Annotated in this window: 25 protein-coding genes and 1 tRNA gene; 23 read left to right on the forward strand and 3 right to left on the reverse strand. The window is 64.1% G+C overall.

Annotated features, from left to right (window positions below):
- The first annotated feature begins 31 nt into the window (after positions 1 to 31).
- From FHW92_RS07740 to FHW92_RS07755, 4 genes are all read left to right on the forward strand, one after another.
- Positions 32 to 1,228 carry a phosphoglycerate kinase gene (locus FHW92_RS07740; protein WP_168602656.1) on the forward strand — a complete coding sequence of 399 codons (1,197 nt, stop codon included), beginning with the start codon at positions 32 to 34 and terminating at the stop codon, positions 1,226 to 1,228.
- Positions 1,229 to 1,364: 136 nt separating this feature from the next.
- The gene (locus FHW92_RS07745) at positions 1,365 to 2,276 is read left to right on the forward strand and encodes a class I fructose-bisphosphate aldolase (protein ID WP_168602657.1); all 912 of its coding nucleotides are present in this window, start codon (positions 1,365 to 1,367) and stop codon (positions 2,274 to 2,276) included.
- An 80-nt stretch (positions 2,277 to 2,356) separates the two neighbouring features.
- Positions 2,357 to 3,037 carry a thiamine phosphate synthase gene (thiE, locus tag FHW92_RS07750; RefSeq protein ID WP_168602658.1) on the forward strand — a complete coding sequence of 227 codons (681 nt, stop codon included), beginning with the start codon at positions 2,357 to 2,359 and terminating at the stop codon, positions 3,035 to 3,037.
- A 63-nt stretch (positions 3,038 to 3,100) separates the two neighbouring features.
- A complete protein-coding gene (locus FHW92_RS07755) occupies positions 3,101 to 5,083 on the forward strand; it encodes an oligopeptide transporter, OPT family (protein WP_168602659.1) in 1,983 nt (660 codons plus the stop codon).
- Between the two features lie 10 nt (positions 5,084 to 5,093).
- On the opposite strand, the gene FHW92_RS07760 is transcribed toward FHW92_RS07755, so the two are convergent.
- Positions 5,094 to 5,447 (reverse strand): hypothetical protein, encoded by a 354-nt coding sequence (locus FHW92_RS07760; RefSeq protein ID WP_168602660.1) that lies wholly within the window; start codon positions 5,445 to 5,447, stop codon positions 5,094 to 5,096.
- 123 nt (positions 5,448 to 5,570) lie between these two features.
- Between FHW92_RS07760 and efp the strand changes: the two genes are divergently transcribed.
- From efp to FHW92_RS07775, 3 genes are all read left to right on the forward strand, one after another.
- Positions 5,571 to 6,134 (forward strand): elongation factor P, encoded by a 564-nt coding sequence (gene efp, locus FHW92_RS07765; RefSeq protein WP_168602661.1) that lies wholly within the window; start codon positions 5,571 to 5,573, stop codon positions 6,132 to 6,134.
- Positions 6,135 to 6,136: 2 nt separating this feature from the next.
- Positions 6,137 to 6,973, forward strand: a complete 837-nt coding sequence (locus FHW92_RS07770; protein ID WP_168602662.1) for an inositol monophosphatase family protein — start codon at positions 6,137 to 6,139, stop codon at positions 6,971 to 6,973.
- Between the two features lie 89 nt (positions 6,974 to 7,062).
- Positions 7,063 to 7,146: transfer RNA gene (locus tag FHW92_RS07775), tRNA-Leu, on the forward strand.
- 48 nt (positions 7,147 to 7,194) lie between these two features.
- On the opposite strand, the gene FHW92_RS07780 is transcribed toward FHW92_RS07775, so the two are convergent.
- Both FHW92_RS07780 and FHW92_RS07785 read right to left on the reverse strand, forming a co-directional pair.
- On the reverse strand, positions 7,195 to 7,725 hold the full coding sequence (locus tag FHW92_RS07780) for a GNAT family N-acetyltransferase (protein ID WP_168602663.1): 531 nt from the start codon (positions 7,723 to 7,725) through the stop codon (positions 7,195 to 7,197).
- A gap of 2 nt (positions 7,726 to 7,727) precedes the next feature.
- The gene (locus FHW92_RS07785; protein ID WP_168602664.1) at positions 7,728 to 8,672 is read right to left on the reverse strand and encodes an asparaginase domain-containing protein; all 945 of its coding nucleotides are present in this window, start codon (positions 8,670 to 8,672) and stop codon (positions 7,728 to 7,730) included.
- A gap of 250 nt (positions 8,673 to 8,922) precedes the next feature.
- Here FHW92_RS07785 and FHW92_RS07790 point away from each other — a divergent pair, with 250 nt between their 5' ends.
- From FHW92_RS07790 to hypE, 16 genes are all read left to right on the forward strand, one after another.
- Entirely contained in the window at positions 8,923 to 10,032 is a 1,110-nt protein-coding gene (locus FHW92_RS07790; protein WP_168602665.1) for a hydrogenase small subunit, read from the forward strand.
- Entirely contained in the window at positions 10,032 to 11,831 is a 1,800-nt protein-coding gene (locus FHW92_RS07795; RefSeq protein WP_168602666.1) for a nickel-dependent hydrogenase large subunit, read from the forward strand. Before FHW92_RS07790 ends, FHW92_RS07795 begins: the two co-directional genes overlap by 1 nt.
- Positions 11,832 to 11,844: 13 nt before the next feature.
- Positions 11,845 to 12,411, forward strand: coding sequence for a HupE/UreJ family protein (locus FHW92_RS07800; protein WP_168602667.1), 567 nt, complete (start codon positions 11,845 to 11,847; stop codon positions 12,409 to 12,411).
- Between the two features lie 15 nt (positions 12,412 to 12,426).
- Positions 12,427 to 13,146 carry a Ni/Fe-hydrogenase, b-type cytochrome subunit gene (cybH, locus tag FHW92_RS07805; protein ID WP_168602668.1) on the forward strand — a complete coding sequence of 240 codons (720 nt, stop codon included), beginning with the start codon at positions 12,427 to 12,429 and terminating at the stop codon, positions 13,144 to 13,146.
- A 238-nt stretch (positions 13,147 to 13,384) separates the two neighbouring features.
- A complete protein-coding gene (locus FHW92_RS07810) occupies positions 13,385 to 14,089 on the forward strand; it encodes a HyaD/HybD family hydrogenase maturation endopeptidase (RefSeq protein ID WP_168602669.1) in 705 nt (234 codons plus the stop codon).
- Positions 14,089 to 14,400, forward strand: a complete 312-nt coding sequence (gene hypC, locus FHW92_RS07815; protein ID WP_168602670.1) for a HypC/HybG/HupF family hydrogenase formation chaperone — start codon at positions 14,089 to 14,091, stop codon at positions 14,398 to 14,400. The genes FHW92_RS07810 and hypC overlap by 1 nt, the downstream gene beginning before the upstream one ends.
- Complete coding sequence (locus FHW92_RS07820; RefSeq protein WP_168602671.1) at positions 14,397 to 14,858, forward strand: hydrogenase-1 expression HyaE; 462 nt, start codon at positions 14,397 to 14,399, stop codon at positions 14,856 to 14,858. Before hypC ends, FHW92_RS07820 begins: the two co-directional genes overlap by 4 nt.
- Positions 14,855 to 15,700: a hydrogenase expression/formation protein gene (locus FHW92_RS07825; protein ID WP_168602672.1), complete on the forward strand. Its 846-nt coding sequence runs from the start codon at positions 14,855 to 14,857 to the stop codon at positions 15,698 to 15,700. Before FHW92_RS07820 ends, FHW92_RS07825 begins: the two co-directional genes overlap by 4 nt.
- Positions 15,697 to 15,918 carry a rubredoxin gene (locus FHW92_RS07830; protein ID WP_168602673.1) on the forward strand — a complete coding sequence of 74 codons (222 nt, stop codon included), beginning with the start codon at positions 15,697 to 15,699 and terminating at the stop codon, positions 15,916 to 15,918. Before FHW92_RS07825 ends, FHW92_RS07830 begins: the two co-directional genes overlap by 4 nt.
- A complete protein-coding gene (gene hybE / locus FHW92_RS07835) occupies positions 15,915 to 16,385 on the forward strand; it encodes a [NiFe]-hydrogenase assembly chaperone HybE (protein WP_168602674.1) in 471 nt (156 codons plus the stop codon). Before FHW92_RS07830 ends, hybE begins: the two co-directional genes overlap by 4 nt.
- Positions 16,382 to 17,098 carry a Ni,Fe-hydrogenase I large subunit gene (locus tag FHW92_RS07840; RefSeq protein ID WP_168602675.1) on the forward strand — a complete coding sequence of 239 codons (717 nt, stop codon included), beginning with the start codon at positions 16,382 to 16,384 and terminating at the stop codon, positions 17,096 to 17,098. Before hybE ends, FHW92_RS07840 begins: the two co-directional genes overlap by 4 nt.
- Before the next feature lie 8 nt (positions 17,099 to 17,106).
- Positions 17,107 to 17,439, forward strand: coding sequence for a hydrogenase maturation nickel metallochaperone HypA (hypA, locus tag FHW92_RS07845; RefSeq protein ID WP_246869997.1), 333 nt, complete (start codon positions 17,107 to 17,109; stop codon positions 17,437 to 17,439).
- Positions 17,439 to 18,347: a hydrogenase nickel incorporation protein HypB gene (hypB, locus tag FHW92_RS07850; protein ID WP_168602898.1), complete on the forward strand. Its 909-nt coding sequence runs from the start codon at positions 17,439 to 17,441 to the stop codon at positions 18,345 to 18,347. The genes hypA and hypB overlap by 1 nt, the downstream gene beginning before the upstream one ends.
- A gap of 4 nt (positions 18,348 to 18,351) precedes the next feature.
- Positions 18,352 to 18,594, forward strand: coding sequence for a HypC/HybG/HupF family hydrogenase formation chaperone (locus tag FHW92_RS07855; RefSeq protein ID WP_168602677.1), 243 nt, complete (start codon positions 18,352 to 18,354; stop codon positions 18,592 to 18,594).
- Positions 18,591 to 19,718 (forward strand): hydrogenase formation protein HypD, encoded by a 1,128-nt coding sequence (gene hypD / locus FHW92_RS07860; RefSeq protein ID WP_168602678.1) that lies wholly within the window; start codon positions 18,591 to 18,593, stop codon positions 19,716 to 19,718. Before FHW92_RS07855 ends, hypD begins: the two co-directional genes overlap by 4 nt.
- On the forward strand, positions 19,715 to 20,752 hold the full coding sequence (gene hypE, locus FHW92_RS07865; protein WP_168602679.1) for a hydrogenase expression/formation protein HypE: 1,038 nt from the start codon (positions 19,715 to 19,717) through the stop codon (positions 20,750 to 20,752). The genes hypD and hypE overlap by 4 nt, the downstream gene beginning before the upstream one ends.
- Positions 20,753 to 20,761: the final 9 nt, after the last annotated feature.

Raw genomic sequence — 20,761 nt, forward strand, 5'->3', positions numbered from 1 at the left:
CTAAAGCTGCGTTCCGAATTGGGGGTTAGTGATGGCTTTTCGCAAGCTCGATGATCTGGGCGATGTGACCGGCAAGGTCGCGCTGGTGCGCGTGGACTTCAATCTGCCGATGAAGGATGGCGCGGTGACGGAAGACACCCGCGTGCGCGCCGTGGCGCCGACCATTCTGGAACTGGCCGACAAGGGCGCCAAGGTGCTGCTGCTGGCGCATTTCGGCCGTCCCAAGGGCAATCGCGTGGCGGATCAGTCGCTCTCGCTGGTCGTGGGCGCGGTGGAAAAGGTACTGGGCCGCGAAGTGATGTTCGTTCCCGAAGTGGCCGGTGATGTCGTGAAGCAGGCGGTGGGCATTCTGGGCGCGGGCGATATTGCCCTGCTGGAAAACACCCGCTTCTGGCCGGGCGAAGAAAAGAACGATCCCGAGCTGGTCAAGGCGATTGCCGAGGTTGGCGATTTCTACGTCAACGACGCTTTCTCGGCCGCGCATCGCGCCCATGCCAGCACCGAAGGGCTGGCTCATGTGCTACCCGCCTATACCGGTCGTTCGATGCAGGCTGAGCTGGAAGCGCTGGAAAATGCGCTGGGCAATCCGGTACGTCCGGTGGCCGCCGTTGTCGGGGGGGCCAAGGTGTCGAGCAAGCTCGATGTGCTCAAGCATCTGGTGACCAAGGTCGATCACTTGATCATCGGCGGCGGCATGGCCAACACCTTCCTGGCCGCGCGCGGCGTGGATGTGGGCAAGAGCCTGTGCGAGCATGATCTGGCCAGCACCGCCGAAGAGATCATGGAAGCGGCCGACGCTGCCGGTTGCACCGTGCATCTGCCCTATGAAGTGGTGGTGTCGAAGACGTTTGAAGCCAATCCGCCTTCGCTGCGCACCTGCAACGTGCATGAAGTGGCCGCCGACGAGATGATCCTCGACGTTGGTCCCAGCGCGGTTGAGGCGCTGGCCGATGCGCTGAAAACCTGCAAGACGCTGGTGTGGAACGGGCCGATGGGCGCGTTTGAAACCGTGCCTTTCGATGCGGCGACGGTGGCTCTGGCCAAAATCGCGGCGGCGCTGACCAAGGAAGGTTCGCTGGTCTCGGTGGCGGGCGGCGGTGATACCGTTGCTGCGCTGCATCACGCCGGGGTGGCGGGGGACTTCTCCTATATCTCGACCGCAGGCGGCGCTTTCCTTGAATGGATGGAAGGCCGCGAACTGCCGGGCGTCAAGGCGCTCGAAATCTAATAAATTCGCCCGCCCGGTTGCAGTGCAGCAGTTGCATTGCAAAACCGGGCGGGCTATTTCAGACCGGCCGCGCATACCTATGCAAACCTCTATGCATAGGTATGAACAACAGGCCTTAACCAACAGGGAAACACGCATGACCACCAAGGTTGTCCAGAAGATCCTCAGCAATTACGAATCCGACAATCCCGGCGTTAAGGCCAACCTCTATCGCATGCTGTCACAGGGCAAGCTGGGCGGCACCGGCAAGATGATCATTCTCCCGGTGGATCAGGGCTTTGAACATGGCCCGGCGCGCAGCTTCTCGGTCAATCCCGACGCCTATGACCCGCATTACCACTATCAGCTGGCCATCGACGCCGGTCTGTCGGCCTATGCCGCGCCGCTCGGCATGCTGGAGGCAGGCGCTGACAAGTTCGCCGGGCAGATCCCGACCATCCTGAAGGTCAACAGCTCGAACAGCTGGGGCACGGCGGCCAACCAAGCGCTGACGGGCGGCGTTGATGATGCGCTGCGTCTGGGCTGCTCGGCCATCGGTTTCACGATCTATCCCGGCTCGGACGATGTGTTCGAGATGATCGAAGAGATCAAGGAACTGCGCAACGAAGCGGCCAGCGTTGGCCTGGCCACGGTGATCTGGTCCTATCCGCGCGGCGGCAAGCTGCCCAAGAGCGGCGAACTGGCGCTGGACGTGGGCGCCTATGCCGCACATATCGCGGCGCTGATCGGCGCGCATATCATCAAGGTCAAGCTGCCCAGCAACCACATCGAACAGGCCGAAGCCAAGCCCTGCTATGAAGGCACCGACTGGTCTGCGCAGGCCGATCGGGTCAAGCATGTCGTGCAGTCGTGCTTCAACGGCCGCCGCATCGTGATCTTCTCGGGCGGGGCCACCAAGGGCGCCGACGCCGTCTATCAAGACGCGCGCGACATCCGTGACGGCGGCGGCAACGGCTCGATCATCGGCCGCAACACGTTCCAGCGCCCGCGCGACGAAGCGCTGGCCATGCTGGGCAAGCTGATCAACATCTACAAGGGCAAGGAATAATCCTTAAGCCCCTTGGGTGAAGCAAAAGACGCGGGGGCCGAGACTGGCCTCCGCGTTTTTTATGCGGTATGGGCGCGGCCATGACCGAAGAAGCACCGACTTTCGAACACACCCGCGCGCCCACGCAGCTTTATCTGATCTCGCCCGCCGATGTGGGCGGCGATTTTCCGCAAAGGCTGGCGCGCGCGCTTGATGCGGGCCTGAAGGGGCGTCACCGGATCGCGGCGTTTCAGTTCCGCGTGAAGGGCATCGACGATCACGCCGCCGCGCGTCTGGCCGCTCCGCTTCAGGCCATTTGCGCCGAGCGCGAGATTGCCTTCATCGTCAATGATTCGATCACGCTGGCCAAGCGCCTGAATGCCGATGGCGTGCATCTGGGGCAGGACGATATGGCCCAGAACGGCGATGTGAAGGTGGCGCGCGAGGAACTGGGCCGCGATGCCCAGATCGGCGTGACCTGTCACAACAGCCGCCATCTGGCGCTGGAAGCGGGAGAGGCCGGGGCCGATTACGTGGCCTTTGGCGCGTTTTATCCCACCACCACCAAGGAGGTCGAGCATCACGCCGAGCCGGATCTGCTGACCTGGTGGCAGGGCCTGTTTGAAATCCCCTGCGTGGCGATCGGCGGGATCAATGCCGAAAATGCCGCGCCGCTGGTTCGCGCGGGGGCCGATTTTCTGGCCATTTCGGGCGCGGTCTGGAATGGCGATGAGGCGGCAAATGTCAAAGCCTTGATGGAAGCCATCACGGCCGCGCAATAAAGTTGTTGAAGAGCATGTCGGCTGCCCCTTTCCCAAGGGGCGTCGGCGTGTCAGAACATGGGCATGACCCAAGCCAATCCTGACGGCGCGAATACGCGCGAACTGACCCTGCGTGGTATCGTACTGGGCGCCTTGCTGACCATCGTCTTCACGGCGGCCAATGTCTATCTCGGGCTGAAGATCGGCCTGACCTTTGCCACATCGATCCCGGCGGCGGTGATCTCGATGGCGGTGCTGCGCCATTTCTCGGGCGCGACCATTCAGGAAAACAACATCGTCCAGACCATCGCCAGCGCGGCGGGGACTTTGAGCGCGATCATCTTCGTGCTGCCCGGTCTGATCATGATCGGCTGGTGGGTCGATTTCCCTTACTGGCAATCGGTGGCGGTGATCGGTGTCGGCGGCATTCTTGGGGTGATGTATTCGGTCCCCCTGCGTCGCGCTTTGGTGACGGGCAGCGATCTGCCCTATCCCGAAGGCGTGGCGGCGGCCGAGGTGCTGAAAGTCGGCGCAGGCGTCGGCGGCGAGGAAGAGAACCGCAAGGGTCTGGCCGCCATCGTGCTGGGATCCGGCGTGTCGGTGGGCTATACTTTGCTGGCCAAGATGGGCGTGGTGGCCGAGGAAGCCTCGCGCGTTTTTCGCTTTGGCGCGGGCGCTTCGGGCGTTTCGACCAGCTTCAGCCTGGCGCTGATCGGCGTGGGCCATCTGGTGGGGATCACCGTGGGCGTGGCGATGTTGATCGGCATGCTGATCAGCTGGGTCATCCTTGTGCCGCATTACACGGCGGGCGCGGTGCCGGAGATGCATGAAATGGCCGGTTTCGTGTCGGGCGTCTTCAAGAGCAAGGTGCGCTTTATCGGCGCGGGCACTATTGGCGTGGCGGCGGTCTGGACGCTGCTGCGTGTGATCGGGCCGATTGTGCGCGGCATTGCGGGCGCCATGGCGGCCCAGCGCGCGCGTAAATCGGGACAGGGCGGGGCGCTGGCCCTGGCTGAACAGGATCTGCCGATTGGGCTGGTGGGGGCGGTGATTGCCGCCTCGATGGTGCCGATCGGGCTGCTGCTGGCCGGTTTTGCCTCGGGCGGGCCGATTGAGGCGCATTTCGTGCCGGTGCTGGTTTTGACCGTGCTCTATGTGCTGCTGATCGGCATCGTGATCGCTTCGGTCTGCGGTTATATGGCGGGCCTCATCGGCGCGTCGAACAGCCCGATTTCGGGCACGGGGATCATCTCTGCGCTGGGCATTGCGCTGCTGCTGGCGGCGATCTTCGGCCGCGATATTGCGCCCGAGGCGACCCGCGCGCTGGTGGCCTTTGCGCTCTTCGTCACGGCCATCGTCTTTGGCGTGGCGACGATTTCGAATGATAATCTGCAGGACCTGAAAACCGGCGAACTGATCGGCGCGACGCCTTGGCGCCAGCAGATCGCACTGGCGCTGGGCGTGGTGTTCGGCGCGCTGGTGATCCCGCCGGTGCTCAGCCTGCTCAACACCACCTTCGGTTTTCAGGGCGCCGCCAATGCCGGGCCCGAGGCGCTGGCCGCGCCGCAGGCAGCGTTGATTTCCGCCATCGCGCAGGGCGTGCTGGGCGGCAGTCTCGACTGGGGCCTGATCGGCATCGGCGCGGGCATCGGCGTGGTCGCCGTCATCATCGATGAGGTGCTGCGCGCGATGAAGAAGGGCGCTCTGCCGCCCCTCGCGCTGGGCATGGGCATCTATCTGCCGATGGGGCTGACGCTGTTGATCCCGGTGGGGGCGATCATCGGGCGGCTCTATGACAATTGGGCCAGGAAGAACCATGACCCCGAACTGGCCGAGCGGCTGGGCGTGCTGGCAGCCACGGGTCTGATCGCGGGTGAGAGCCTGTTCGGCGTGGTTTTCGCCGGGATCGCCGCGGCCCGCAACAGCCCGACCCCGCTGGAAATCATCGAGCCGGGCGATCTGGCGCTGCCGCTGGGCATCACGATCTTTGCCGCCGCCCTGATCTGGCTCTACACCAGCACGAAGCGGGCGGCGGCCCACCGCACCAGTTGGCCGGTGGAAGGCTGAGGCCCGCCGATCAATAGCGGTTGTTGGCCACGCGGCGGATACAGCGAAGGTCGGTTTCCTTGCCTTCGCTGGTCAGCTTGCGCAGGAAATTCTCGCTGACCCGGCGAAAGCGTTCGCCCCGTTTGGGGCCGGTTGTCATGTGAATTTCATCGCCCGTGGCCAGATAGGACCCGCGCCCCTCGCTCGTGCTGTAGATCGAGCCCTGACGGATGGTGAAATCCTCTTCCGGGCGGCGCAATCCGGCGACGGTCAGCGCGGTTCCGGGCATTTCGCAGACATATTCGCCGCGCCGCACCGTAAAGGCAGGCCCATTGGGCTCGGCAAAGGCGGGCGCGGCCAAGCCCGCAATGGCGGCTAATCCCAATGCAGAGCGCGCCAATCCCCATGCACTGCATGATTGCCAGACGGCCCGAGGTCCGCTAAGGGCGCCCGACTGCGCTTTTGCGCCAAACTTATTCCTGCTCTTTTCCATCGAAGGTCAAACCCCATGAAGATCAGCGGCGTCGAAATCCGCCCCGGCAACATTCTCGAATACGAAGGCGGTATCTGGAAGGTCGCAAAGACCCAGCATACCCAGCCCGGCAAGGGTGGCGCCTTTATGCAGGTCGAAATGAAGAACCTGATCGACGGGCGCAAGACCAATGTGCGCTTCCGCAGCGCCGACACGGTGGAGAAAGTCCGTCTCGACACCAAGGATTTCCAGTTCCTCTATGCCGAGGGCGACGATCTGGTGTTCATGGACGTGGAAACCTACGATCAGATCAACCTGCCTTCCGACCTTCTGGGCGATGCGGCTGCCTTCCTTCAGGACGGTATGACAGCGGTTCTCGAAATGTACGATGAACGCCCGATCAGCGTTCAGTTGCCCGAACAGGTTGAAGCCACCATCGTCGAAGCCGACGCCGTGGTGAAGGGCCAGACCGCCTCGTCGAGCTACAAGCCCGCCGTGCTGGACAATGGCGTGCGCATCCTGGTGCCGCCCCATATCGCTTCGGGCACCCGCATCGTGGTGAACGTTTACGAACGCACCTATGTCGGTAAGGCTGACTGAGTATGGCAATTTCCGGCCTGATCCGCGTGATGGAGCGCGCCGCCCGCAAGGCCGGTCAGCGCCTGCGTCGCGACTTTGGCGAGGTGGAGCACCTTCAGGTGAGCCGCAAGGGCACGGCGGATTTCGTCAGCCGCGCCGACCAGCAGAGCGAACGCACGATCTATGACGAATTGCGCGCCGCGCGCCCCGACTGGGGCTTTGTGATGGAAGAGGGCGGGGTGATCGAAGGCGATCCCACCCGCCCGCGCTGGATCATCGACCCGCTCGATGGCACCAGCAATTTCCTGCACGGCATCCCGCATTTCGCCATTTCCATCGCCGCGCAGGAACCTGCCTTTGACGGCAAGGGCCCGGCGGGCGATGGTTGGGGCGATGTTATCGCCGGGATCATCTATCAGCCGATCACGGATGAAAGCTTCTGGGCGGAAAAGTCGCGCGGGGCTTGGTTGCACGATCGCCGCCTGCGCGTGTCGGGCCGCCGTCATCTGGACGAGAGCCTGATCGCCACCGGCATTCCCTTTGCGGGCCATGGCGATCCGCTGGAATGGGCCAAGATCTATGCGGCCATCGCGCCGCAGGTGGCGGGCATTCGCCGTTTTGGCGCGGCCTCGCTCGATCTGGCATGGGTGGCGGCGGGCCGTTACGAAGGTTTCTGGGAATCGAACCTGAAGCCTTGGGATTCGGCTGCCGGCTGTCTGTTGGTGCGTGAGGCCGGCGGTTTCGTCTCGAACTATCGCGGCCAATCGCTGCCGGTTTGCGACAAGGAAGTGCTGGCAGGCAATGATGCTCTCCACTCGCGTCTCCACAAGTTGCTGGTGGGCGCGTTGAAGGAAGGCTGATAAAAGCCATTGATCTGATGCGAAAGGATCGCTAGGCGGGGCGAACAAAGCCGCTGCGGCGATCCTTCGCAGATGGTTTTGGGAATAACGCCCCTGTGGTGGAATGGTAGACGCGTCCGACTCAAAATCGGATATCGAAAGATGTGCCCGTTCGAGTCGGGCCAGGGGCACCATTCTCTGATGAAAAAAGGGCCGGTTGATCACCGGCCCTTTTTCTTTGCCTACAGTGTCTTGCCCATGCGCAGCAAAGGCACCCGGACCCCGTCGATGGGGGCGGAAAGCACTTCCTCGATGGGGCTGTAGCCGCAGGCGCGATAGAGCGGGACGCCCGCCATGGTCGCCATCATTTCGGTGCGGGCGAAACCGGCGGCGCGGGCGGCATCCTCGCACACCTGCATCACGCGGCGACCGATGCCCTGCCGTGCGAAATCGGGGTTGGTGTACATGGCGCGGATACGGGCGGCATCTTTGGCCGGATCGAGCACTTCGGGTTCGCGCGCGACCACGCTGGCATCGCCGCCATAGAGCGTCGCGCGATAGGACCAGCCGCCGCAACCCGCGAGCACGCCGTCCGATTCGACGAGGAAATAGGTGCCGTCCTTGATGAGCTGGGTATCCAGCCCCATCACATGACGGCTGGCGGCGATCTGCTCGGGGGTCAGGAAGCCGGTCTGCAGATGGTCGATGGCCCGCGCCATCAGCGCGCGCAGATTGTCCAGATCGTCCATGATGGCGATGCGATGGGTCAGCATGATCAATGGGTTTCCGTGTAAATGGCGCCGCGCGCGGCAAATTGCCCGGCAATATCGTCCTCGCCCGCCGCGATCAGGGTGGAGAGCAAAATCCGCGCCTGAGTCGCGCCCAATCCGCCCGCAAAGATCGCGCCCGCTTCGGCCAAACGCTGGCCGCTGGCATAATCGGCGGCGGTGGAGCCTGTGGGGCATCGCGAGGCGACCACCACCGGCACGCCTGCCTGCGCCACGGCCAAAGCCGCGCCCACCGAGCCATTGCCGCGACCCAGCGCCATCAGCACGATGCCTCGCGCGCCCGATGCGACCGCCGCGCGGATCATGGCGCCATCATCCCCGCCCGAAAGCGCGATGATCGGACAGGCATCATCCGGCACCACCGGCACCAGCGGCGCAAACCGGGGCAGGGGCGCAGGGGGAGTGATCGCCTCGCCCGAGGCCGCGCCCGCCGTGCCTCCACGCCAGCCAAAGCCGTCGAGCGCCGAAGTGGCATGTTTATACACCAGCGCCGCCGGGATCAGATGTCCGGCAAAGGCCACCAGCGCGCCATGCGCCGCCAGTTCCGGCGTGGCGGCGGCGCGCAGCGCGGCGGCCAGATTGCCCGGACCATCGCTGGCCGGATCGCTGATCGGCAGCATCGCCCCGGTCACGATCACAGGCTTGGTCAGCGGCAATGACAGGTCGATGAGATAGGCGGTTTCCTCCATCGCATCGGTGCCATGGGCGACGACGATGCCGCTCACCTCCGGCTCACCCAGCGCGGCCAGTACCGCATCGCGCACGCGGGCCATGTCGGCCAGCGTCATGTCCTCGGACAGGCCCGCATAGACCTGTCGCACGACAGGCCCGGCCAGCGTTTCTCCAAGGCCGGAAGCGCCCCCGGCCAGCTTGCCGCCCGCGTCGGGCAGGGAGGAGATGGTTCCTCCGGCGTCAATCAGAATGATGCTCATGGGCAAGCCTATGGCCGCGCCGCGCCGGGCGAACAAGGGGGCAAACTGCGGAGACGGATTTGCGCCTATGGGTGGAAAGTGCGCGATGCTTGTGGAAGGCAACTTGCCATCCAGATTGGTTCGCCAGTCGGTCATTTTCGACCGTTTCCCGCCAATATCCGTATCTGGCACAGGCCTTGCTTAACGACATCTGCCGAAATCTTAACACGCAGAGCCCCGACCAAGGGGCATCGTCCGGGGAAGAACACGCATGGCCACCGAGACATTTTATGATGTGATGCGCCGTCAGGGTATCACGAGGCGCAGCTTTACCAAGTTTTGCAGCCTTACCGCCGCCGCGCTGGGATTGCCGCCCGCCGCCGCCGCGCAAATCCAGAACGCGATGGAAACCAAGCCGCGCATTCCGGTGCTGTGGCTGCATGGGCTGGAATGCACCTGTTGTTCGGAAAGTTTTATCCGTTCGGGCCATCCGCTGGCCAAGGACGTGATCCTTTCGATGATCAGCCTGGATTATGACGACACGATCATGGCCGCCGCCGGGCATCAGGCCGAGGCGATCATTCAGGAAACCATCAAGAAATATGATGGCAATTTCATCCTGGCGGTCGAAGGCAATCCGCCGCTCAATCAGGAAGGGATGAGTTGCATCATCGGCGGGCGTCCGTTCCTTGAGCAGTTGAAAGAGGCCGCCGATCATTGCAAGGCGATCATCTCCTGGGGATCTTGCGCAAGCTGGGGCTGCGTGCAGGCCGCGCGGCCCAATCCGACGCAGGCAACGCCCGTGCACAAGGTGCCCGGTCTGCCCGCCAAGCCCATCATCAAGGTGCCCGGCTGCCCGCCGATTGCCGAGGTGATGACGGCGGTGATCGCCTATATCCTGACCTTCGAGCGTTTCCCGGAGCTGGACCTTCAGGGCCGCCCCAAGATGTTCTATTCGCAGCGTATTCACGACAAATGCTATCGCCGCCCGCATTTCGACGCCGGGCAATTTGTCGAGAAATTCGACGATGAGGGCGCGCGCAAGGGCTATTGCCTTTACAAGGTTGGCTGCAAAGGCCCCACCACCTATAACGCCTGTTCGACGGTGCGCTGGAACGGCGGCCTGTCCTTCCCCATTCAGGCGGGCCACCCCTGCATCGGCTGTTCGGAGGATGGCTTCTGGGACAAGGGTTCGTTCTATGAGCGCCTGACCGACATCAAGGGTTTCGGCATCGAGGCCAATGCCGACCAGATCGGCGGGACGGCCGCTGGCGTGGTGGGCATTGCCGCGGCCGCCCATGCCGCCGCGAGCGCGGTGAAACGCGCCCGCCAGAAGACCGGCGAAGACAGCAAAACCAGCGAACTTGAGGGACAGGACTGATGGCCACGATCGCCACGCCCAATGGCTTTAACCTCGACAGCAGCGGCAAGCGCGTTGTCGTCGATCCCGTCACCCGCATCGAAGGGCATATGCGCTGCGAGGTCAATCTCGACGCCAACAATGTGATCCGCAACGCCGTTTCCACTGGCACGATGTGGCGCGGATTGGAAGTGATCCTGAAGGGTCGCGACCCGCGCGATGCATGGGCCTTTGTCCAGCGCATCTGCGGCGTCTGCACCGGCACCCATGCGTTGACCAGCGTGCGCGCGGTGGAAAACGCGCTGGGGATCGACATTCCCGAAAACGCCAATTCGATCCGCAATATCATGCAATTGTCGCTTCAGGTGCATGACCATCTGGTGCATTTCTACCATCTGCACGCGCTCGATTGGGTCAATCCGGTCAATGCGCTGAAGGCCGACCCCAAGGCCACCAGCGAGTTGCAGCAGAAAGTCTCGCCCAGCCATCCCAATTCCTCGCCCGGCTATTTCCGCGATGTGCAGACGCGCCTGCGCAAATTTGTCGAAAGCGGGCAATTGGGGCCGTTCAAGAATGGCTATTGGACCAACCCGGCCTATAAATTGCCGCCCGAAGCCGACTTGATGGCGGTGACGCATTACCTTGAAGCGCTGGATTTCCAGAAGGAAATCATGCGCGTGCGCACGATTTTCGGCGGCAAGGATATTCACCCCAACTGGCTGGTGGGGGGCGTTCCCTGCGCGATCAACATTGACGGCGATATGGCGGCGGGCGCGCCGATCAACATGGCCAGCCTCAATTACGTGGCCGACATCACCCAGCGCTGCATCGAGTTCGTCGAGAATGTCTATATTCCCGACCTGATGGCCATTGCCTCCTATTACAAGGGCTGGCTCTATGGCGGCGGCCTGTCGAACAAGTCACTGCTGGCCTATGGCGATATTCCCGACAAGGCGAATGATTACAGCCCCGCCAACCTGCTGATGCCGCGCGGGGCGATCATCAACGGCAAGCTGAATGAGGTTCACCCGGTCGATCTGGCCGACCTGACGCAGGTGCAGGAATTTGTGCCCCATTCGTGGTACAAATATGAGGATGAGAGCAAGGGCCTGCACCCGTGGGACGGCGTCACCGAACCGCATTATGAGCTGGGCAAGGCCGCCAAGGGCACCAGCACCCGCATCGAGGAAATCGACGAAAGCGCCAAATATAGCTGGATCAAGGCTCCGCGCTGGCGCGGCCATGCGATGGAGGTGGGGCCGCTGGCCCGCTATGTCATCGGCTATATGCAGGGCAACAAGGAGATCAAGGAACAGGTCGACTGGGCGCTCAAGACGCTGGACGTGCCGATGGACGCCTTGTTCTCGACGCTGGGCCGCACCGCCGCGCGCGGGCTGGAAGCGCAGTGGGCCGCGCGCAAGCAGAAGTATTTCCTCGACAAGCTGATCGCCAATATCAAGGCGGGCGACACATCCACCGCCAACACCGCCAAATTCGACCCCAAGACCTGGCCCTCCGAGGTCAAGGGCGTGGGCTTTACCGAGGCGCCGCGCGGGGCCTTAGGCCACTGGATCCGCATCAAGGACGGCAAGATCGACAATTACCAATGCGTCGTGCCGACCACATGGAACGGCAGTCCGCGCGACAATCAGGGCAACATCGGCGCCTTTGAGGCCAGCCTGATGAACACCAAGGTTGAGCGCGCCGAAGAGCCGGTGGAAATTCTGCGCACGCTGCACAGTTTTGACCCGTGCCTTGCCTGTTCGACCCATGTGATGGGGCCGGACGGTCAGGAAATGGCGCAGGTCAAGGTCCGCTAAGAGGAGAGGTTTGATGAAAGCGATTGGTAAAACTGTTCTGGCCGCCTCTGCTCTTGCGGCGAGTGCCGTGCCCGCGATGGCGCATCCGGGCCATGATGGCTCGATGATGGCGGGGCTGGCGCATCCGTTTTCGGGCGTGGACCATCTGGCCGCGATGGTGGCGGTGGGCCTGTGGGCGGCCACGCGACCTGCGCGTTCGGCGGTGATCGCGCCGCTGGCCTTTATGGGCGCGCTGGCGGCGGGCGCTGTGGCCGGGCTGATGACGGGCGCGCTGCCGATGATTGAGCCGATGGTGGCGGCCTCGGTGCTGGTGCTGGGCGCGCTGCTGGTGCTGGCCACGCGGCTGTCCTCGGGCCTTGCGCTGGGGCTGATCGTGGCCACGGGCGCCGTGCATGGGCTGGCGCATGGCGCCGAGGCCAGCGGCAATCTGGCGGCCTATTTCGTCGGTTTCCTTGTGTCTTCGGCGCTGCTGCATGGCGCGGGCTGGCAGATGGGCCGGATGATCTTCTCACGGTCGCAGGGCCGGCTGGCGGCGGGCCTCGCGCTTGGCGCCACCGGCCTTGCCCTGCTCGCCGCATAAAGGGGAGAGGGCGCCATGGCCAGCACACCCATCGACCCGCCATTAGCCGTTGAGCCAGCGGTCTATGTCTATGAAGCGCCGGTGCGCATCTGGCACTGGATCAATGCGCTTGCCGTCACGGTGCTGTTCGTCACCGGCTATCTGATCGGTTCACCGCCCTTCACGCTGGTGGGCGAGGCTTCCAGCCATTTCTTCTTCGGCTGGGTCCGCTTTCTCCATTTCAGCGCGGGCCAGATCATGGCGGTGGGCTTTGTCCTGCGCTTCTACTGGAGCTTTGTGGGCAACCATCATGCGCGCGAGATCTTCCGCCCGCCTTTCTGGCATATCGGCTTCTGGAAAGGCGTGCTGCATGAAATGCGCTGGTATGCGATGATCGAGGAGCATCCGCGCAAATATATCGGCCACAATCCGCTGGCGATGGTGTCCATGCATATCCTGTTCGTCTGGGTGGGCCTGTTCATGATCGTCACCGGCTTTGCCCTTTATGGCGAGGGCGAGGGGCCGGGCTGGATCCACACGGTCTTTACCGGGCCGGTGCTGTGGCTGTTCGGCGGCAATTCACAGACCGTGCACACCTGGCACCATCTGGCGATGTGGGCGATGGTGATCTTTGTGATCGTCCATATCTATGCCGCCGTGCGCGAGGATATCATGTCGCGCCAGTCGATCATTTCCTCGATGATCTCGGGCTGGCGCAATTTCCGCGATGCCAAGCCGATTGACCGCGATACCTGATCGGTTCTGCCAAGCATGACAAAGGGGGGAGTGGGAAACCGCTCCCTTTTTTGCATGGAAAGATGGCGTCCAAATTATCTTTCCATAGTGGAAAGAATCTTTGCATTTAGCCCCTGCGCCTCGCAGCCACCCCTAACCCATTTGGCCCATATCTTCACGCTTTGGCAGGAACTGGCACAGCGCTTGCTATCCCTCTTTCCATAGCGAAGCCATTCGAAGCAATGGTGGGGAGCAATCAATGAACGGGCAAAAGCTCAACACACTCATTCTGGGCATCGGCAATCTGTTGTGGGCCGATGAAGGCTTTGGCGTGCGCGCGGTCGAACATCTCCACCGCCACTGGTCATTCCCTGACCATGTGCGGCTGATGGATGGCGGCACGCAGGGCATCTATCTGGTGCAGGACATCCGCGAGGCCGACCTGCTGGTGGTGTTCGATGCGGTGGATTACGGCTTGCCGCCCGCCACGATGAAGGTTGTCGAGGGCGAGGAAGTGCCCAGCTTCCTTGGCGCCAAAAAGATCTCGCTGCACCAGACCGGCTTTCAGGAAGTCCTGGCCATGGCCGAGATGATGGGCGAGCCGCCGGCCGAAATCCTGCTGGTGGGGGTTCAGCCCGAGGAACTGGAGGATTTCGGCGGCTCCCTGCGCGAGAGCGTCAAGGCGCAGATGGAACCGGCGATCGAGGTGGCGCTGAAATGGCTGGCCACGCGCGGGGTTCATGCCACGCGCCGCGCGGTGCCGCTCTCGCCCGAACAGGGCATCGGCAGCCTTGAAATGCTGATGGAGCATTATGAGGCCGCCCGCCCCGATGCGCAGGAAGCCCCCCGCCACGGCGACGCGCGCGTGCTGGCCGATGGCTGGGCCGGGCCTGCGGGGCCGGAGGACCATGAGGCGGAAATCCAGTCAATCCTTGGCGGACCCAACCTGAAAGTTGCGTTGTAATGTGCGTCGGCCTGCCCATGCGCGTGGTGGAAGGCGGCGCGGGTTTTGCGCTGTGCAGCCATGATGGCGCGATCCATTCCATCGACACCGCGCTGGTGGGCGAATGCGCGCCGGGCGAATGGCTGATGACCTTTCTTGGCGCCGCGCGCGAAAAGATGGACGAGGAAACCGCGCTGCAGACGCTGGCCGCTACTGATGCGCTGGCGGCGCTGCTGCGCGGCGAGGCGGTCGATCTGGACGCCGCCTTTGCCGATCTGATTGCGCGCGAACCGCAATTGCCAGACCACCTTTTGTCGGAGAACAGCCTGTGAGCGACCTTTCCCCCGAACTCGACCGCTCGGCCCATTCGCCGCTGCTTGCCTCGATCATCGCGCGCCATGCCTATGCCGTGGTGGGCGAGGAGGATTTTGACACCATCGCCGCATCCCATCCGCTCTCCATGCTGCTGGTGGCGGGGGACTGGTGGCGGCTGGCCGAATGCGATGATCTGGCCGTGGTGGTGCCCGAACTGGACAAGGCGCTGGGCGGGCATGTCGGCGTTCTGGTGGCCGCGCGCGATGCCGAGCGCGCGATGCAGCGCCGCTTTCGCTTCGCCTCTTTTCCGGCGCTGATCTTCCTGCGCGAAGGGCAATATCTGGGCGCGATGGAGGGCATTCGCGACTGGTCGGAATATATGAACGAACTGCCCGGCATGCTGGGCCGTGAACCGTCCGACCCGCCGCCCTTCCGTATGCCTTCGGGCTGCGCCACGCCCAACGGAGACGCATGATGAACCCTGAAATCGAAACCCTCCTGAGCGCTCTGGTGGGACCGGGCAGCCAGCCCGACGGGCCGGATGATGCCAAGCTGGATTACATGATCATGCCCGAGGAGATGCGGGTGTTTTCGATGGCCAGCATCCCGGCGGACGCCGCCGATCATGCCGCAGGCGTGGCTGCGGGCGAGGCGATCCTTGCTGCCTTGAACCGTGTTGCAGCGGGCGGCCCGGAGGAAAGCGTCGATCTGGCCCATCTGGCCCCGGCCGACCTGGCCTTCGTGGATCAATTGCTGGGCGAGGGCGAGGTTTCGGTCGTGCTGGGCGACAGTTATCAGGCGCAGGAATCGGTGCTGGCGGGCGTGTGGCGCGTGCGTCAGACAGGTGAGCGGCGGGGCGACCGGGTGGACATCGGCGCCTTTCCGGCGGGTTTCATCGCCGCCGCCTTTGGCCGCGCGCAGGGCGAGGTGACGATCCCGGAAAAGACCTTTGACGGCCTGTTCAACGCCCCCGCGCTGATCGCCGAAATCAACGCCCATATCCCCGGCACCTCCACGCGCGCGCAGCCGCATGTCATCAACCTCTCGCTGCTGCCCCATACCGAGGGCGACCTGCTGTTTCTCGAAGAAGCGCTGGGCAAGGGCGATCTCATCATCCTCTCGCGCGGTTATGGCAATTGCCGGATCCGCAGCACGGGAACGCGGCACAATTGGTGGGTGCGCTATTTCAATTCGCAGGACACGCTGATCCTCAACACGATCGAGATCAGCCCCTTGCCCGCCGTGGCGCAGGCCGCGCCCGAGGACATTGCCGACAGCGCCGAACGGCTGGCCGAGATCATGGACACTTATCGGTGAGCGAGTCTCATTTCTTCGACGGTTCCTTTGGCGGGGATGTGGGCAAGATCGGCCCGCAGACGCGGCTGGAATGCAAGATCTGCTGGCATATCTATGACCCCGCCGATGGCTGCACATACTGGCAGATCGCGCCCGGAACGCCCTTTGCCGATCTGCCCGACCATTGGACATGCCCGGAATGCGACGCGCCCAAGGAAGGCTTTATGGTGGTGGAATGAGCCAACCCGAACCATGGATCGCGCAGGTCGAGGCGGTGTTTGCCGAAATTGCGCAGACGCGCATGGTGGGCGTGCCGGTGATGAACCCTGCGCTGGGCATGGCGATGCGCGGGGCCTGCGAGCGTGATGGCTGGCGCATGGGTGTGCTGATTACACCGTGGTTCATGAATGTAATGGCTTTTGGCCCTGAGGATGAGGCCCCGGCGCGGGTGGGAGAGAAGCGGCATATCGCTTTGCCATCGGGCGCCTATGAGGCGATCCGGGGACATGAACCGGCTTTGGGCTTCTACTGGGCGATCTCATTGTTCTCGCCCATGTTTGAATTTGAAACCATGGAGGCGGCCATTGCCACGGCGGACGCCGCCATGGCCGAAATCATGACCGAGCCGCCCGCGCCGGAGCCGGAACCCAAACCGGCGCTGAGCCGCCGCGCCCTGTTCCGCCTGAACCGCGAGGATGCGGCGTGACCGGCCCGGCCATCCGTATCGCCATAACACCCGGCGGGGGCCGGATCGCCCATTGCGCGATCCCCAATGCGCAAGGCCTGCTGATCGGCCTGCCCGCCATCAAGGTGGGGCAGGCGCTGCGCCGGTTGCACGGCATTTGCCGCGAGGCGCAGGGGTTGGCGGGCGAGTTGGCCGTGGCGGCGGCGATGGGGGAAGCCATTGCGCAGGAAGAGCTGGACCGGCGCATCGCGCGCGTCCACGCAGAGGCGCGGCGCGAAACCGGCCTGCGCCTCTGCCTTGACTGGGCCGTGCTGATCGGCGAGCGCCCGCAGACCGAACTGGCGCGCGCGGTGATCGCGGGCGACTGGAGCGTGGTGGAGGCGTCTGGTCTGGCCGAGAGGTTTCTGGCCCGGGCGCCCGAGGCCTTGCGTCCGATCTTTGCCGCGCGGCTGGCTGGAGCGCCGGTCGCACCTGACATGCATGCACCCGAACCGGGCATGGGCGTGGCCGGGTTGACCTGCGCGCGGGGGCGGCTGACGCACCGCGCGGCGCTTCACAAGGGGCGGGTGGCGGCCTACACCATGGACGCCCCCACCGCGCGCCGGTTCGGCCCGGATGGCGATGCGGCGGCGCTTTTGGCGCAATGCCACGGGGCAAAGGAGGCGGCATGGGTGATGCAGGCCATCGACCCCTGCGTTGAATGGGCAATGGATACGGCGATGGAGGCGGCCTGATGCACGAAATGGCAATATGCGAATCCATCCGCCAGATTTTGGAGGAACAGGCCCGCTCCGCCGGTTTCACGCGCGTCGAACGGGTCAAGCTGGCCATCGGCGCGCTGTCGGGCGTCGAGCCGGAGGCGCTGCGTTTCGGCTTTGACGTGGTGATGCGCGGCGGCGTGGCCGAGGGCGCGCGGCTGGAAATCGAGGATGTGGCGGCGCGCGCGTGGTGTATGCCTTGCGCGGCCAACGTGGCGATTTCGGCGCGCTATGATGCTTGCCCGCAATGCGGGTCCTATCAATTGCAGGTGACGGGTGGCGAAGACATGACCATCCGCGAATTGGAGGTTTTGTGATGTGCACGGTTTGCGGATGCGGCGAAGGCGGAGCCAAGCTGGAAGGCGGGCATCATCACCATGGCCACGATCACCATCATGACCATCACGACCATGGCCACCATCATGACCATGACCACGATCACGGGCATGACCATCATCACCATGACCACGATCATCACCATCATGGCGAGGATCTGCACTATGGCCATGGGGCCGCAGGCGTTTCCGTTCCGGGCATGAGCCAGACGCGCCTGATCCAGCTTGAGGCCGACATTATGGGCAAGAACGCCCTCTTCGCCGCCGCCAACCGGGATCGTTTCACGGCGGCCGGTATTCTGGCGCTCAATCTGGTGTCCTCGCCCGGATCGGGCAAGACGACCTTGCTCTGCCGCACCTTGACCGAGATCGCGGGCGAATTTCCTGTCGCCGTGATCGAGGGCGACCAGCAGACCAGCGCCGACGCCGACCGTATCCGCGCGACCGGGGCGCCCGCGATCCAGATCAACACCGGCAAGGGATGCCATCTCGACGGCCATATGGTCGGCCATGCGGTTGACCACCTTTCGCCTGCCGAGGGCAGCGTGCTGTTCATCGAGAATGTCGGCAATCTGGTGTGCCCCGCCGCCTTCGACCTTGGCGAGGGCGCGCGCGTGGCGATCCTTTCCGTTACCGAGGGCGAGGACAAGCCGCTCAAATATCCCGATATGTTCGCCAGCGCCGATCTGGTGCTGGTCAACAAGGTCGATCTTTTGCCGCATCTGGATTTCGACATCGAGGCCGCGATGGCCAACGCGCGCCGGGTCAATCCGCGCGTCCGCCTGATCCGCGTTTCCGCGCGCAGCGGCGAGGGGATGGGGCAATGGCTCGACTGGCTGCGGGCCGCGCGGGCGATGGCTTTGGCCTCGCGCCCCGTGGTGGAGGGCTGATCCCATGTGCCTTGCGATCCCCGCGCAGGTGGTGGAGCTTTTGCCCGACGGCATGGCCACGGTGTCGGCTGGCGGCATCACGCGCTCGATCTCGGTGGCGCTGGTCGATGATGTGGCGCTGGGCGATTATGTGCTGCTCCATGTCGGCTATGCGCTGCACAAGATCAGCGCGGAGGAGGCCGAGGCCACGCTGAAAATGATGGCCGAGGCGGGGTTGATCGAGGAAGAATTGGGGGCCGGACAATGAAATATATCTCCGAATTTCGCGATCCGGCGCTGGCGCAGAGCCTTGCCACGGCCATCGCGCGTGAGGCCGATCCGGCGCGCTCCTATGCCTTCATGGAATTTTGCGGCGGGCATACCCATGCGATCTTCCGCTATGGGGTGCAGGATCTGGTGCCGTCCAATGTGCGCTTTGTGCATGGGCCGGGGTGTCCGGTCTGCGTACTGCCGATGCGGCGGCTGGACGATGCGCTCGAACTGGCCGAGCGGCATGGCGTGATCCTGGCCACCTATGGCGACATGATGCGCGTGCCGGGCAGCGGGCGGCGATCCATGCTGACGGCGAGGAGCGCGGGGGCCGATATCCGCATGGTCTATTCGCCGCTCGACGCGCTGGCGCTGGCGCGGGATAATCCGGACCGGCAGGTGGTGTTTATGGGGATCGGTTTTGAAACCACCACCCCCGCCACCGGCATGGCGATCCTCACCGCGCGGGCGCAGGGGCTGAGCAATTTCAGCGTGTTCTGCAACCATGTGCTGACCCCGCCCGCCATGGCGCATGTGCTGGCCGCGCCGGGCGTGGCGCTTGATGGCTTTCTGGGGCCGAGCCATGTTTCGACGGTGATCGGGGCGGGGGCCTATCGCCCGCTGGTGGCGCATTATGGGCGGCCGATGGTGATTGCCGGGTTTGAACCGCTCGATGTGCTGCAATCGGTGCTGATGCTGATCCGTCAGGTAAATGAGGGGCGCCAAGAGGTTGAGAACCAATATTCGCGCGTTGTGACCGAGGCGGGCAACACGCGGGCTCAGGCGGTGATCGAGGAGGTCTTTGCCCTGCGTGACACGTTCGAGTGGCGCGGTTTGGGCAGCGTGCCCGACAGCGCCCGTGCGATCCGCCCCGAACTGGCCGATTTCGATGCCGAGGCGCGCTTCACCATCAGCGAGAAGCAGAGCCGTGAGGTGAAAAGCTGCGAATGCCCGGCCATCCTGCGCGGGGTGAAACAGCCAAAGGACTGCAAATTGTTCGGCAAGGCCTGCACGCCCGAAACGCCGATGGGGGCCTGCATGGTCTCCTCGGAAGGCTCTTGCGCCGCCTATTACACCTATCGCCGCGCCGAAACGATGGCCGAAATGGAGGCGGCGGAATGAGCACCATCCTGCGCCCCGGCGCCGCCATCGAAATGGCCCATGGCGGGGGCGGTATGGCCACCACGCGCCTGATCCGCGAGATATTCGCCCGTCATTTCGCCAATCCCATCCTCGATCAGGGCCATGACGCGGCCCGCCTCAACCTGCCCCATGGGCGCATCGTGATGAGCACGGATGCCCATGTCATCAGCCCGCTGGAATTTCCCGGCGGGGATATCGGCTCGCTGGCCGTGCATGGCACGATCAATGATGTGGCCATGGGCGGCGCGGTGCCGGTGGCGCTCTCGGCGGCTTTCATCATCGAGGAAGGCTTGCCGCTCGAAACGCTCGACCGCATTGCCGCCAGCATGGGCGCGGCGGCGCGCAAGGCGGGCGTGCCCATCGCCACGGGCGATACCAAGGTGGTTGAGCGCGGGGCGGCCGATGGCCTGTTCATCACCACGACCGGTATCGGCCTGATCCCGGAAGGGATCGAGATCGCGCCCGAACGAATCGCGCCGGGCATGGCGATCCTGCTTTCCGGCACGCTGGGCGACCATGGCGTGGCGATTTTGAGCCGGCGGCAGGGGCTTGCCTTTGGCACGACGATTGAGAGCGACAGCGCGGCGCTGCATCGGATGGTGGGCGATATGCTGGCGGCGGCGCCCTCCATCGCCTGTCTGCGCGATCCCACGCGGGGGGGGCTGTCGGCCACGCTCAACGAGTTGGCCGAGGCGGCGGGAGTGAGCATGACGTTGAAAGAGGCGGCGATCCCCGTGCGGCCGGAGGTGGCAGGGGCGTGTGAATTGCTGGGCCTCGACCCGATCCATATCGCCAATGAGGGCAAGCTGATCTGCATCTGTCCAGGGGATCAGGCCGAGGCGGTGCTGAACATCATGCGCGCCCATCCCGAAGGGCGCGATGCGGCGCAGATCGGCACGGTGGGCGCATCCATGCCCCCCGGCACGCCCGGTTTGCTGCGCATGGAAACGCTGATCGGGGGCATGCGCGTGGTCGACTGGTTGGCGGGTGAGCAATTGCCCAGAATCTGCTAGGGGCTTGAT

This window comes from Novosphingobium sp. SG707 (genome assembly GCF_012275515.1).
In the GTDB taxonomy this organism is placed as follows: Bacteria; Pseudomonadota; Alphaproteobacteria; order Sphingomonadales; family Sphingomonadaceae; genus Novosphingobium.

What these genes read in the sequence shown, in the direction of transcription:
- FHW92_RS07740 (WP_168602656.1), top strand. Translation starts at nt 32, where the DNA reads ATGGCTTTTCGCAAGCTCGATGATCTGGGCGATGTGACCGGCAAGGTC.
- FHW92_RS07745 (WP_168602657.1), top strand. Translation starts at nt 1,365, where the DNA reads ATGACCACCAAGGTTGTCCAGAAGATCCTCAGCAATTACGAATCCGAC.
- thiE (WP_168602658.1), top strand. Translation starts at nt 2,357, where the DNA reads ATGACCGAAGAAGCACCGACTTTCGAACACACCCGCGCGCCCACGCAG.
- FHW92_RS07755 (WP_168602659.1), top strand. Translation starts at nt 3,101, where the DNA reads ATGACCCAAGCCAATCCTGACGGCGCGAATACGCGCGAACTGACCCTG.
- efp (WP_168602661.1), top strand. Translation starts at nt 5,571, where the DNA reads ATGAAGATCAGCGGCGTCGAAATCCGCCCCGGCAACATTCTCGAATAC.
- FHW92_RS07770 (WP_168602662.1), top strand. Translation starts at nt 6,137, where the DNA reads ATGGCAATTTCCGGCCTGATCCGCGTGATGGAGCGCGCCGCCCGCAAG.
- FHW92_RS07780 (WP_168602663.1), bottom strand. Translation starts at nt 7,725, where the DNA reads ATGCTGACCCATCGCATCGCCATCATGGACGATCTGGACAATCTGCGC.
- FHW92_RS07785 (WP_168602664.1), bottom strand. Translation starts at nt 8,672, where the DNA reads ATGAGCATCATTCTGATTGACGCCGGAGGAACCATCTCCTCCCTGCCC.
- FHW92_RS07790 (WP_168602665.1), top strand. Translation starts at nt 8,923, where the DNA reads ATGGCCACCGAGACATTTTATGATGTGATGCGCCGTCAGGGTATCACG.
- FHW92_RS07795 (WP_168602666.1), top strand. Translation starts at nt 10,032, where the DNA reads ATGGCCACGATCGCCACGCCCAATGGCTTTAACCTCGACAGCAGCGGC.
- FHW92_RS07800 (WP_168602667.1), top strand. Translation starts at nt 11,845, where the DNA reads ATGAAAGCGATTGGTAAAACTGTTCTGGCCGCCTCTGCTCTTGCGGCG.
- cybH (WP_168602668.1), top strand. Translation starts at nt 12,427, where the DNA reads ATGGCCAGCACACCCATCGACCCGCCATTAGCCGTTGAGCCAGCGGTC.
- FHW92_RS07810 (WP_168602669.1), top strand. Translation starts at nt 13,385, where the DNA reads ATGAACGGGCAAAAGCTCAACACACTCATTCTGGGCATCGGCAATCTG.
- hypC (WP_168602670.1), top strand. Translation starts at nt 14,089, where the DNA reads ATGTGCGTCGGCCTGCCCATGCGCGTGGTGGAAGGCGGCGCGGGTTTT.
- FHW92_RS07825 (WP_168602672.1), top strand. Translation starts at nt 14,855, where the DNA reads ATGATGAACCCTGAAATCGAAACCCTCCTGAGCGCTCTGGTGGGACCG.
- hybE (WP_168602674.1), top strand. Translation starts at nt 15,915, where the DNA reads ATGAGCCAACCCGAACCATGGATCGCGCAGGTCGAGGCGGTGTTTGCC.
- hypA (WP_246869997.1), top strand. Translation starts at nt 17,107, where the DNA reads ATGGCAATATGCGAATCCATCCGCCAGATTTTGGAGGAACAGGCCCGC.
- hypB (WP_168602898.1), top strand. Translation starts at nt 17,439, where the DNA reads ATGTGCACGGTTTGCGGATGCGGCGAAGGCGGAGCCAAGCTGGAAGGC.
- FHW92_RS07855 (WP_168602677.1), top strand. Translation starts at nt 18,352, where the DNA reads ATGTGCCTTGCGATCCCCGCGCAGGTGGTGGAGCTTTTGCCCGACGGC.
- hypD (WP_168602678.1), top strand. Translation starts at nt 18,591, where the DNA reads ATGAAATATATCTCCGAATTTCGCGATCCGGCGCTGGCGCAGAGCCTT.
- hypE (WP_168602679.1), top strand. Translation starts at nt 19,715, where the DNA reads ATGAGCACCATCCTGCGCCCCGGCGCCGCCATCGAAATGGCCCATGGC.